At 38.1% G+C, this 13,948-nt stretch carries 7 protein-coding genes; all 7 read left to right on the top strand.

The features are described 5' to 3' along the window. The first annotated feature begins 5 nt into the window (after positions 1-5). The 7 genes from brxC to OCV82_RS05950 all read left to right on the top strand — a co-directional run bounded on the left by brxC (position 6) and on the right by OCV82_RS05950 (position 13,941). The gene (gene brxC, locus OCV82_RS05980; protein ID WP_154043608.1) at positions 6-3,545 is read left to right on the top strand and encodes a BREX system P-loop protein BrxC; all 3,540 of its coding nucleotides are present in this window, start codon (positions 6-8) and stop codon (positions 3,543-3,545) included. Between the two features lie 14 nt (positions 3,546-3,559). Beyond that, the gene (locus OCV82_RS05975; RefSeq protein ID WP_154043607.1) at positions 3,560-4,879 is read left to right on the top strand and encodes an AAA family ATPase; all 1,320 of its coding nucleotides are present in this window, start codon (positions 3,560-3,562) and stop codon (positions 4,877-4,879) included. Next, on the top strand, positions 4,876-5,556 hold the full coding sequence (locus OCV82_RS05970) for a retron system putative HNH endonuclease (protein ID WP_154043606.1): 681 nt from the start codon (positions 4,876-4,878) through the stop codon (positions 5,554-5,556). Before OCV82_RS05975 ends, OCV82_RS05970 begins: the two co-directional genes overlap by 4 nt. A gap of 62 nt (positions 5,557-5,618) precedes the next feature. Beyond that, positions 5,619-7,829 (top strand): RecQ family ATP-dependent DNA helicase, encoded by a 2,211-nt coding sequence (locus OCV82_RS05965; protein WP_262543112.1) that lies wholly within the window; start codon positions 5,619-5,621, stop codon positions 7,827-7,829. Continuing rightward, on the top strand, positions 7,826-8,959 hold the full coding sequence (locus OCV82_RS05960) for a DNA-processing protein DprA (protein ID WP_262543110.1): 1,134 nt from the start codon (positions 7,826-7,828) through the stop codon (positions 8,957-8,959). The genes OCV82_RS05965 and OCV82_RS05960 overlap by 4 nt, the downstream gene beginning before the upstream one ends. Before the next feature lie 7 nt (positions 8,960-8,966). After that, positions 8,967-12,449 (top strand): BREX-1 system adenine-specific DNA-methyltransferase PglX, encoded by a 3,483-nt coding sequence (pglX, locus tag OCV82_RS05955; RefSeq protein ID WP_154043604.1) that lies wholly within the window; start codon positions 8,967-8,969, stop codon positions 12,447-12,449. Between the two features lie 13 nt (positions 12,450-12,462). Further along, positions 12,463-13,941, top strand: a complete 1,479-nt coding sequence (locus OCV82_RS05950; protein ID WP_154043603.1) for an RNA-binding domain-containing protein — start codon at positions 12,463-12,465, stop codon at positions 13,939-13,941. Positions 13,942-13,948 lie beyond the last annotated feature (7 nt).

The following is a 13,948-nucleotide window of genomic DNA, read 5'->3' as shown; positions in this document are numbered from 1 at the left end:
CTACCATGATACAGGAATCTATATACAGAAAAGATATAAATCGTGAAATTAACGGTGTTATCAAGGCTGATAGCACAACACAGTTAGAAGAAGAAATAACAGAGTATGTAATAACAGCCGAACAGATACGTCTTTTGCCTCGTCTTTTCGATACATTGTCCTCTTCACAGAAAGTAAACTGCGTTTGGATTTCAGGTGATTTCGGTAGTGGTAAATCACACTTGCTGAAGATTCTTTCATACGTGCTTGAAAACAGGCTTGAGATAGATGGTCGTAAATGTGGAGATATATTTGCAGATAAGGCAGAAGATGATTTTGAACTTAAACGTGATATAGTTTCTGCGTGTAAGATTCCTACAGAGACAGTACTCTTCAATATTCAGGAGTTGCATGACGGATTAGGTAAAAATACAAGTGATCCTGTACTTGCCATTTTCCTGAAAGTGTTCAACAGGAAATTCGGTTATGACGATAAGAAACCTGAAATAGCTGAGATAGAAAGATATTTTGACAATCAGGGGAAATATGAATTGCTGAAATCGGAATACGAACGTTTGCACGGAGAGAAATGGTCAGAAGCTCGTAAGACAATTCTGCTAAAGCTGCAGAAGCTTGCACAGGTGGTAGCACTTATTGAAGGTATTGACAAGGAAACGGCCGAGAAGAATATCCGTGCGCAGATTTCCAATTTCAAGATGGATATAGACAGTTTTGTCGCTTTAGTTAAAGAACATCTTGACAAACAGCCGCAAAAGAGCCGTTTCGTGTTTTTTGTTGATGAAGTAGGACAGTTCATCGGCAAGGACGTGCACCGTATGTTATCATTGCAGACCATTGCTGAGGGATTGACTGACAAGACTGACGGAAGGGCATTTATGGTGGTGACATCACAGATGGATATGGATTCTACGCTTGGCGATTTGAACAAACAGCAGTCTAATGATTTCTCACGTATTCAGGGACGTTTTACTACACGCCTTTCTTTGACAAGTGCCAATGCTGATGAGGTTATCAAGCGTCGTTTGCTTGAAAAGAAGGATGAACCGCAGGCTGTTCTTTGTGCCGAGTATGACAAACAGAAGAATATCATCAAGAGTCTGTTTAATTTTGGAGACCAGAGCCAGTTTAAGAATAATTACAAAAGTGACGGACAGTTTGCAATCAGCTTTCCATTTATGGACTATCAGTTCAGTCTGTTGCAGAAATCTATAATCGAATTGAGCAGTCACAGCGCATTTACAGGAACACAGACTTCTGTGGGCGAACGTTCAATGCTCAGCATTATGCAGACAGTTGCAAAACGGTATAAAGATAAAGACCTTTCTAAAATAGTCCGTTTTTGCGATATGTACGAAGGATTGCGTGATATTCTTCAGACAAGGATTACTTCTGACATCCAGCAGGCTGAACGTGCACTGAATGATACATTGGCTCTTGATGTCTTGAAAGCATTGTTCCTTTTGAAGTATGTGAATGGCTTCCCTGCTACACTTGACAATATTACACGCATCCTGCTGCCTACACTTGATTCGGACTTTCCGGCCTACAGAAGCGATATTCATGAGGCATTGAATAAGCTTGTGCGTCAGTCTTATGTAGAAAAGGGAGCTAATGATGAATATCATTTTCAGACCAATGAAGAGAAAGACATTGAAAATGAGATAAAGAATGAAGAACTTCGTCCTGAAGCGATTAATGAAGAGCTGAAAAAGATTTTCCGTGACGATATTTTCTCGGAATCTAAAATCAAGTTATCCAACTTTAAGATATTCCCATACGGAAGAATGGTGGACGAGGTTATGGACGGACGCGAAGCGGAAATGTATATTCATTTCATCACGCCGTTGAATGAACTTGACAGTAGTTCCAAAAATAACCTGTGTATGTATTCTATGAAGCATGGCAATCAGCTTTGTGTAGTACTTGGCGAAGACAAGGAATTGTCGGAAGACCTCGTGATGTACAAAAAAGCTGACAAGTGTCTTACGCGTTTACTGTCCAGAAATGATGACGGTTATCGCCAGCAGATAATCTCGGATAAACGAAGAGTAAACAGCCGTCGTCGTGAAGCGATAGTCACTCGACTGACTGAACTTACAAAATCGGCCAGAATGTACTTGGGAGGTCAGGAACTGACGGATATAAAGAGTCAGGAACTTAAAACACGCCTCACAGAAGGAATGAAACAGTTGGTAGAACTGACTTACACAAATCTGAAGATGCTCACCATTGATTACGATGACAGTATGCTGAAAGATGTTATCAACAGTCCGTTCAGTGGTAGCGGTTATGGAGCATACGAGGACGATGTATGTACGCTGGAAATATTTAATGAAATATCAAGGCAGAAACAGTTGGCTGTAAGGACTAAGGTTAAGGATATTGTAGATAAGTTCAAAGGTGGTACATACGGTTGGTACGAAACAGCTACTCTCTGTATTCTGGCAAAATTATTCAAGATGGAGAAAATCTCTTTCCGAAATAATGGAGCACCTATAGCCGACCGTGATATATATACTGCACTTACCAATTCAACTCAGCAGGCTAATACTGTTGTTGATATAGAAGAAACAATAACCGCTTCACAAATCAAGAAACTGAAGGACCTTTACAAAGAGTTCTTCAATAATGAAGGTTGTATAGCTACAAGTGCGAAGGATGTTCACTCTGCTTTTATCGAACGTATGAATAAGGAAGTGGACTATCTTAGAACTGTATCCGAGAGAAATCATTATGAATTTGTGAAGCCGTTGGAACCGGTAATATCAGAATTAAAAAACATAGCATCGTATGCTTATCCGGGATTGTATCAGAATACCAAGAAAATTGATAATGCTTTGGATGATAAACTGGATATTGCTGACGAAATAAGCTCATTTATCAACAGTGCTCAGTTTGCCATATATAAGCGTATAGAAGTTTTCCGTACAGGTAATCAGGCTAATTTGGCTTATGTATCTAAGGAAAAGACAGACAGACTTGGCAGAATATATGAAAGCAGACAGCCGTGGAAGGATATGACTAAGGCTAATGAACTTCTGAATGAAATAAGCAGTGAGATTCAGAAACTTCAGGCTGAATCACAATCAGAAGTTCTAATGCTGATAGAGCAGAAACTATCTGCTGTTAAGGCTATTCCGTCGTTTGATGAAGTGAGTGATAATCTGCGACATCAGATAGTCCTGATTTTCGATATTTTAAGTCAGAAGGCTAAGGAAGAAAGGTATATTGGAAACCTTAAGGCCATGAATTCTGATATCAGCAAAGCTTACGAAAATAGTTTGAAATCCATAAACGAATGGTTGGAGGAACAGGCTGCCAAAAAGATTACAACAAATCCGGATCCGGAAGAGGAAACAAAGGATGATAAACCTGTAAAGGTCAAGAAACCTGTCAAGACATTTGTACAGAAGTCTGTAGCAATGAATGTACACTTTGACAAGGTTATGCTTGAAACAGAGGCCGATGTAGAGGCATATCTTAATGAAGTAAAGAATAAGATGCTGGAATATATACATCAGAACAAGAATATAATGTTGAACTGAAAAATCATATCATTATGCGGTTAGACAGAATTTCAATAACAAATATGCGTCTGATTGGTGAACAGACGAAAGAGTTGGTTTTAGATTCTACAAAGAATGTTGTGATTCTTTTAGGCGACAATGGTTTTGGAAAAACTACAATATTGGATGCCATAGCAACAGTTATGGCACCATATTCTGCTCAATTTCCTGGTATTTCTAATATTCAGCTGTCAGATTTGGACGTTCATATTGATCGTAGAGGAAGAAGAAGCAAATATCTCACCGTTTCCGCAGAATTATCAGACAATGGAATTGCGATGAGTTCGATACGATTCCGTAAGGGAACACAAAATACACCCAAGGCCAATTATGAACAATTGAAGCAGGCTGCTATATCAAAGAAAGATGCAATTCTGGCTGGGGATGCCAATGTAGAACTACCAATATTTGCATATTACGGCACAGGAAGAGGACAGTTCCAGGTGCCTGAACGCCGTAGAGGCTTCCAGCAGGCTTTTGAGAGATGGGACTGTTATAAGAGTGCAATCAACCCGGAAACAGATTTCAAACGTTTTTTCGGCTGGTTCGATTTGATGGAAGACCAGGAAAGAAGAGACAGGGAGAAACGTAGAGATTTCAATTATAGTTCTCCAGTACTTAATGCTGTGAGGCGAGCCTTGTCCGAAGTAGTTGATTGTTACCGTAATCCGCGAATCGAGACAAGACCACTCCGCTTTATTATGGACAGGATAGATGATGATGGCTCTACTCATGAACTTCGCATAGAACAGTTAAGCGAAGGCTATAAGATAGTCATAGCAATGGTGGCTGATCTTGCAGCACGCATGGCTGAGGCTAATCCGGGCATGGACAATCCTTTGAATACAACCGGAATAGTTTTGATAGATGAAGTGGATTTGCATCTTCATCCACGCTGGCAGCGTGAAATTCTGTTGCAACTGACAAGGGTATTTCCGAATATACAGTTCATTGTCTCTACCCACAGTCCTGTAATAGTGGTTGGCGCAGCAGAGATTGCACAGATAGTTAATCTGAATAATATTAATGACGATGAAAATCTGATACATGAAGATGTACAGATATCTAACGTAGGACAAGTGCTGCTCAGTGATTTGTTTGGTTTGAATTATCTTCATTCTCCTGAATGGGATGACAGGATTGAAGAACGCAATAATTTACTTTCAAAAGCTGAACTTACTGCTGAAGAGAAGAATCGTCTGGCTGAGTTGGATGAAGAAATGAAAGGATTGACTTCCATTCCTAATTCCGATGCAATTCGTTCTGCTCAATTGATTGAAAAACTGGCAAAACAATTAAACATTGAGTTATGAGGAAGATAACTAAGTCAAACGTAATACCCTTGACATTACGGAATGCACCTGTTCCAACCGGTCCTGATGAGGTAAAGGAGTCTATTTATAAAGCGGATGATGTACGTGATCAACTTTTAGAGGATCAGCATTATAAATGTGCTTATTGTGAAAGCCGTATTACAAGAGAGTATAATGATGTAGAACATTATCGTCCTAAGTCTGTCTATTATTGGTTGGGGCATGATTGGAATAATCTTCTTTATTCCTGTGATTTATGTAACAGAACCTATAAAAAGACCAATTTCCCTTTAAAAAATGAGGCCAATAGGGTAACAGTTCCGGGAAGTACAGATGTTGAAGAGCCTCTTGTCATTAATCCGGCATTTGAGGAGCCAACGGAACATATACGGTTTAACCGTTATATGTTGGTTGGCATAACAGATGAAGGGAAGAATACTATAGATATGTTTAAGCTTAATGACAGGGCCGTTTTAGTTAATGACAGGACACAGTTATATGAGTTGTATATTAGAGAAAAGGATAATTTGGAGAAAATGCAGAAACTACTTGAATCTCCTGTTTTAACAGATGAATTACGTGATTCAATCAATGAAATTATTCTATCCTCTACAGAATCAATAAATCAATATAAATCGATTGATACCCCTTATTCAGGTATGCTTATAAATCAGTGAGAGTGTGATTCGTCCTGAAATTATATGTTTATTGAACTAAATTGATTATAAATATGGAGGCAATGACAAGAGTAGAAGCAGAAAAAAGACTGAAGACTATATTCGGAATAGAACATTTCTATGACGAACAGTGGAAAGCTATTGACAGGATACTTCGAGGAGAACGTATCCTCATGATTGAGCGTACAGGATTTGGCAAGTCATTGTGCTACCAGTTTCCTGCTACTCAGTTTCCTGGGATAACTGTAATATTTTCTCCATTGATTGCTTTAATGCGTGACCAGGTACGCAGTTTGAACAAAAAAGGAATATCAGCAGCATATATTAATTCTGAACAGTCGCAGGAAGATAATACACTTGTTATAGAGAAAGCATTGAAAGGGGAAATAAAAATACTTTATATCGCTCCAGAAAGACAGGAAAATCAGGAGTGGATTGAAGCTACAAGAAACATGAACCTTTCAATGGTAGTCATTGATGAAGCTCATACCATTTCTACATGGGGACATGATTTTCGTCCGGCTTTCAGAAGAATAATAAATTTGGTACAGTTGCTTCCGAAAAATCTTCCTGTATTGGCAACTACTGCAACCGCAACAAAGAGGGTTCAGAGAGATATAGAGGAGCAAATAGGTGGTCGTCTTACAACCATCAGAGGAAACCTTTCAAGGGAGAATCTCTATCTTCAGGTGATAAGAGTAAACTCTGAAGATGAGAAAATGATTTGGCTTGCATCAAATATTGTCAATCTTGATGGAACAGGATTGATATATACAGGTACCAGAGTTGATACAGAAATATATGCACATTGGTTGCAGTATTGCGGTATTGATGCCATTGATTATAATGCAGGTTATGACGCTGACACACGTAAGGAAGTCGAAAAAGGTTTGATGGAGAACAGGTGGAAATGTATAGTATCTACTAATGCTTTAGGTATGGGTATTGACAAGCCTGATATACGTTTTATCATTCATACTCAGATTCCCGCTTCACCAATACATTATTATCAGGAGATAGGAAGGGCAGGAAGAGATGGTTTGCCTACAAGGATTATCTTATTTTTTAACGAGAATAAAGGTAAGGAAGATGGTGTTCCGGCTGATTATTCATTGCCATATTCGTTTATTGAAAGTTCACGTCCTGGAATAAAGAAATATGAAAGGGTGATTGATTTGTTGAAACAAGAACCTCTTTCGGAAAGAGAGATTATGAAGAGGGCAAATCTTAAACAAAACCAGATAAGAGTGATTAAAGCAGATCTTATAGACCAGGGAATCATTAAGGATGCTCAGTATGGAACAAAGCAGAAGAAGTATGAATATCAATATAAAGCTAATGAACTCGATGTGTCTAAGTTTGAGGAGTTACGAAAGGCTAAAATTAAGGACTTAGACTCTATGGTGAATTATGTTTATACTGATATGCCAAGGATGGAATACTTGTGTAAGTTTCTTGATAGTGATGAAAACAGTGTATATACTAATTGTGACAATACTAATCTAAAGAAGTTAGAAGTAGAATATGATGAAGAAATATCCGCAAAATTAGAAGATTTCAGAGATTCCTATTTCCCAAAACTTGAATTGGCCGCTCATACTCTGAAATCCGGAACAGGATTGAAGATTAGAATGCCATATCCCAATGTAGTAGAGGTATTGAGGAATAATGAAGTTGTGGGTACATATATCAATAAAATTAATTACAGTGAATTCAGTGAGGAAGAAGCGTGTGTTTTACGTGATTTGTCTGACAGGCATCAGCATAACGCGTCAAGACTGACTGACGGATATGCTGCATCTTATTATGGAGTATCGAACATAGGAGCAGCCCTGCACAGATCGAAATACGAAGGAGGTGGCGATTTCCCCGATTTCTTATTGAAAAAGACTCTTTCTGTTTTTGGTAAGAAATATAGAGAAATAAAGTTCGATCTCGTATTATATGTTCCTCCGACACATTCCGGTGATCTTGTAAAAAACTTTGCGATAAAGTTTGCAAATACTATAAAAGTTCCTATTTCGCATAGCTTAATTAAAACAAGAGAAACAGAGGAACAGAAAATATTTCAGAATTCGTATAGTAAACAAGATAATGTGAAAGATGCTTTTACTATAGAATCTGAATTGGTGAGAGGTAAAACAATTCTTCTTATAGATGACATTTATGATAGTGGCGCTACATTGAAAGAGATTGGAAAAACATTGGCAGAAAGAGGCGCCAAATGGATTGTTCCAATAGTAATAGCAAAAACAGTAGGAGGTACGTTATGACAAATCAGGAATTGACATATTGGGTTACTCTGGCACTTATGCCGAAAATATGGACTCGAAGAAAAAATGAAATATATGTAAAATGTTTTGAACATAATCCTCAAATATCGGTAATTGATTTATTTGAGGACAGATCATGTTGGGATGAATTATTGTTGACGGACGAAGAAAAAGAACTTTTCAGTGCAGCTTATGAACAATTGCCAAACAATTCATTTATGGTGGAAGACATGTTGTCGCAAGGATATGAAATCTTGCCTATCCATTGTGATGAATATCCTAAAATATTAAAGAAGAATCTTGGTAAAGCTGCTCCAACTGTAATATTCACCAAGGGCAACAAGGAACTTCTCAATCAATCATCAATAGCAATAGTGGGTTCCAGAAATGCAGATAAAATATCATTACAGTTTACAGATAATGTAGCAAAACGTATTTCAGCTTCAAATGGAGTTGTTGTAAGTGGGTTTGCAAAAGGAGTGGACAGACAGGCGCTTGACTCGGCACTCGAAGCGGGCGGTAAAAGTATAATCGTTCTTCCACAGGGAATTATGACGTTTGCATCGGGATTTAAACAATATTATAAACATATCATTCAGGGACATGTTCTTGTTATGAGTTCGTTTGCTCCTAAAGCACCATGGAGTAAAGAGTTTGCTATGGCAAGAAATCCTATTATATATGGTATGGCTTCGCATATTTATGTGGCACAGAGTGATGATAAAGGAGGAACGTGGTCTGGTGTGTTGGATGGATTAAGGAAAAACAGAGCCATTTATGTTCGATGGCCTGAGACGGGAGAAAAGAATGCTAATGTGCAGCTTATCCAAAAAGGGGCTATGGCTGTAGATATAAATGGTAATACTATCAAGCCTAATGCAGAAGATTTGAAGACAGAGGAACAGAAAGAAACAGAAATACTGAATGATAAGATTGTAAAGATATTATCATCAGTAGATTCTTGTTCTTCTAAAGATATTCTTATTCGACTTAATATAGACTGGTCTGATACAAAAATGAAAAAATTTCTTGAGACTATGTCGCAGGTAGAAAAGAATAAAATAAAAAACAGAGTATATTACAGTTTAAAAAACAGTCAGTCTAAAAATCTGGCTCTTGATTTTGAATAAGACTTTTATGGCAACAAATACATCAGCATTAAAGACATTTGCACAGCAGACAAGAATAAAACTTCTGCAGTTGATAGGAACACGCCTGGAGTTTGTACTTACTCAGGATACTGCAGAATTGCGTGGATATGAAGCACAGATTACCAAGCTGAAAGAGAGGATTGATGTTAAAGGTAAGGACGGAGTGATAGAAGAAGTGGCTTACACATGGTTCAACCGTGTGATGGCTCTGCGCTTTATGGATGCCAACGGCTATAATTCTCCTATGGTGGTTACTCCTGCTCCGGGGCAGATGCGTCCTGAAATATTGCAGGATGCCATGAGCGGAGCTGTGGATGAGGAACTTAACATAAAGAAGGAAGAACTGCTGTTGCCTGAAGCTGTACTGTATCGCCGTCTGTTGGTTGCAAAATGTAATGTGCTGGGTGAAACAATGCCATTCCTGTTCGAACATATCAGTGATTATACAGAGTTGTTATTACCCGAAAATCTGCTTTCGGATCAGAGTTTCGTGACTGACATTCGTAATGGAATGACAGACGATGACTGTCTGAACGTTGAAGTTATGGGCTGGCTGTATCAGTTCTATATAACAGACCGTAAAGCGGATGCCGAGGCAAAGAAGAGCAGGAAAGGTGGACTGAAGAGTGACGAGCAGGCCGCTGCCACACAGCTGTTCACTCCGCATTGGGTGGTTCGCTATATGGTGGAAAATTCCTTGGGCCGTATATGGATGACTCTTCATCCCGAAAGCCGGTTGAAAGAGGATATGCCTTATTATATTCCTACTCCTGCTGGGCAGACAGACAGTATACCGGAAGGAATAAATTCGGTAAGTGACATCACATTTATCGACCCGTGCATGGGTAGCGGACATGTTTTGGTTTATGCTTTCGACTTATTCTGTAAGATGTATGAGGAAGAAGGTTATCAGACTAGGGAGATTCCTTCTATGGTGCTTACCAACAATTTGTTTGGTATCGATATTGACAGCCGCTGTTATCAGTTGGCAGCCTTTGCCCTTACTATGAAAGCGCGTGCCTATCACAGCCGCTATCTGCGCAAGGCCGTAGTGCCTAATGTGATTGCATTGCAGAATATAGACCGTGATACTATTGAAGCTGCAGGAAACTGGGACAAGAAATCCGGAATGTGGCAGTTTGAGAATGTTGACACTATAGGTTCTCTTCTACAGATTGAAGCTGAGGAGTATGATAGAATAAAAGTCGCAGGTGGACTTTTTGGAGCTAACTTGGATTTGCTTAAGAAACAGGCTGAGTTTTTATCACGTAAATATCATTGTGTGGTGACTAATCCGCCGTATTTGGGTAAGGGATTTGGTATTGCATTACGAGATTATGCAGCGCAAAAGTATAGTTTAACCAAATATGATACAATGGTTATGTTTATGGAGCAATGTCTAAATATGTCAGTGCCAAACGGCTTTTCAGCAATGATTAATTTTCAATCTTGGATGTTTGTTTATAATTATACAGATTTTAGAAAAATACTCATAAAGAATAGCCAAATACATAATATGTTGCATTTAGGTCGTGGTATATTTGGTGCAGATTTTGGCTCTGTTACTTTTGTTTTACAAAAAACAATTCCATATAAAAGTGGTAATTATTATTGCCTTTTTGATAGAATGTCATCGGTAAGAACAGTTACACAAATAGAGTCTATATACCTGTCTAAAAAGTATGTCTTGTTTGTAACAAAACAATTAGGCTTTTTAAATATTCCTGGGTATAATATAGGTTATTGGGTTTCCCATAATATGCTTAATTCTTTTAAACAAGGTAAATCTATTGGAACTATTGGTACAACTAGAAAAGGAATGTATACAGGTTTGAATGAAAAGTTTGTACGAAATTGGAAAGAAGTTTCATATAATAATATAGCATTTGAATTTGATAAGGAACAATCTGAAATTAACAATCAAATGTGGTATCCATATGCTAATGGTGGAGATTTTAGAAAATGGTTCGGAAATTATGACGATGTTGTATTATGGAAACATAATGGGAAACAACTTAGAACTGAAAAAAATGAAGCTGGGAAATTACGAGCTGGATGTTTTAATCTTGAATATATCTATAAACAAGGTATTGTTTGGTCATCAGTTACGATAGCTGATACCTCAATGAGATTAATGTGTAAAGGCTCTTTATTTAGTTCTGCCTCCAATGCATGGTTTGGAAACAACACAAAATATATGTTGGGTTTTTTAAACTCAAAGGTTTCGAAAAGTTTATTGAAGGCTATTAATCCAACTGTAAATGCAAATCCTGGTGATATTGGACAAATTCCATTTCTTCAAGATTTATGTAAAGGTGATAATATTACAAAATTATCAGAGGATTGTATTACTATTTCTAAACTTGACTGGGATGCTCATGAAACCTCATGGGACTTTAAAGAAAACGAAATTATTCGTCTTCAAAAAGAAGGTTTAGGTGAAATATCTGTTAGATTAGAAGATGTTAAGGTATTGAGATATTTTTCATTATATGCTCTTGTACTTGAATATAAAGCATTTTGGGAAGAAAAATTCTATCAGCTCCATGCCAATGAAGAAGAACTCAACCGTCAGTTTATAGAAATATACGGTTTGCAGGATGAGCTTACTCCTGATGTTCCTCTTGATGAAGTAACCATTCTTCAGAAGGGAGAAATCAGTATAGAAGATAACAAATTAGTATGGCATGATGATATTATAGTGAAGCAATTCATCAGTTATCTTGTAGGCTGCTTTATGGGGCGTTACAGCATAGATAAGCCGGGCTTGATTATCGCCAGCCAGCATCAGGATTTGAACGAAGTAGGACTGAAAGTTGAAGGACTTGACAATGGAGCAGAAGGCAGATTGCAGATAGATGATGACGGAATTATTCCTATCTTAGATGTGGAATATTTTGCCGACGATATGACCGTACGTATAGAGCAGGCGGTAAAAACTATATTTGGTGAAGAAAGTTATCAGGAGAATCTTTCTTATATAAATAATAATCTTGGTAAATGTAAGTCGCTGCGTGAATATCTTTTCAAGGATTTCTATGCCGACCATATAGACGGAAAAATGTATCAGAAACGTCCTATATACTGGCTTTTCTCATCGAAGATGGGAGACAAAAAGAAAAAAGGATATTTCAAGGCTTTGGTGTATATGCACCGCTTGGAGAGTGATACATTGTCGAAACTTCATGCAGACTATGTAGTGCCTTACATAGACAAGATAGAGCAACAGTATAACGAAGCGCAGGACATGATGATGCGTGACGACCTGAGCCAGGCGCAGCGCAATAAGGCCCGTAAAACAGCCGATGAGTTTATGGACAAAATTAAGGAAGTGAAAGAATTTGAACAGCAACTCGTGCAAATGGCAAGTCAAAGACTGGGCATCGATTTGGATGATGGTGTACGTGTCAATTATCCGAAGTTCTATCCTTTGGTAGAGCCTATCAAGGGATTGGATAAGGAAGAATAAAAATATAATGGCTATGACAAAGGAAGAGATATATAGATTGTTGAAAAGTACTGAAACCTCGCGTGTAGAACGTACTGTGAGTACCGGTGATATGGACAAATTTCAGGAAGCTATTTGTGCCTTCAGCAATGACATGTCCAATTCACGACAGAATGGATATCTTATTATTGGTGCCAAAGACAATGGTGAACTGTCAGGACTGAAAGTGGATGATAATCTTTTTAAGAAGATATCCGGAATTCGTAGTGATGGAAATATTTTGCCTATCCCTATGATGACTTGTGAAAGATATGAACTGGAGGGGGGAGATATTCTTGTAGTTGAGGTACAACCGTCTTTTTCTACTCCGGTGAGATACAGGGGTAGAACTTTTATTCGTATAGGTCCACGAAGGGATATCGCTACTATTGATGAAGAGAGAATCCTGACGGAAAAGCGTATGAGCAATATGGCTACTTTTGATGCTTCTCCTTGCTATAACGCCACAATTGATGATGTATATATTGATATAATAAAAAATGAATATATACCTAAAGCTGTCAGTTCAGAAGAACTTGTAAATGATGACAGGACGATAGAGCAACAAATGGCGGCATTAGGACTGTATGATGTAGAGAACAATTGCCCTACAAATGCCTGTATTGTATTATTTGGAAAAAATCCGAAACGGTTCTTATATGGGGCTTATTTGCAATATGTACGTTTTAACGGGTTGGACAAGGGGGCGGAGATTGATAATGAAAAGCCATTCTGCTACTGTCTTGCCAAAATGATGCCACAGTTGGAGGCTTTCATTGATTTTGGTGTGATGAAAACACGTCCTGTAGCAATTAGTACATTAAGGGAAAAGAATCAGTCAAACTATCCTGCAGATGCTTTAAGGGAATTGATTCTGAACGCTTGCATGCATAGGGATTACCAGTCGAATATGCCTACTCGCTTTTATCAGTTTTCAAACCGTATAGAGATAATGAACCCCGGAGGTCTGTATGGCAAAGCACGTCCGGAGAACTTTCCTGAAGTGAACGATTATAGGAACCCTATCATTGCTCAGGCATTGAAAATTTTGGGTTATGTGAATATGTTCAATAGAGGAATAAGCCGTGTAAAGAATATGATGGTTGAGAATGGAGGAAAAGAACCGATATTCAATGTAGATAAAATTACGGCTTTTGAAGTTATTTGTCATTCGGCAATAAATCACTCTGATTTACAGGATTACAAAGAGGATTTAACTATGACGTTCCATCGGATAGAAGCCAAGTTGATTCCGGAATTCTTCAATGCAGAAGAGAAGGACGAGCTGATGCGCATTATAACCCTTCTTAAGGAGCCTGCTTCTGCAAGTTTTCTGGCTAAAGAACTTGGTTATGAGACACGTAATTTTAAAATTAAATATATGGAAAAGATGGTTAAGGCCGGAGTTGTAGCTATGACAATACCGGATAAACCTAAAAGCAGTAAGCAGAAATATTGTTTGGTTATGGAATAGGTCAAGT

This window comes from Bacteroides cellulolyticus (assembly GCF_025567135.1).
Classification (GTDB): Bacteria; Bacteroidota; Bacteroidia; order Bacteroidales; family Bacteroidaceae; genus Phocaeicola; species Phocaeicola cellulolyticus.
Note: the sequence above shows the minus strand (reverse complement) of the source record. Positions and strands in the feature narration are given on the sequence as shown.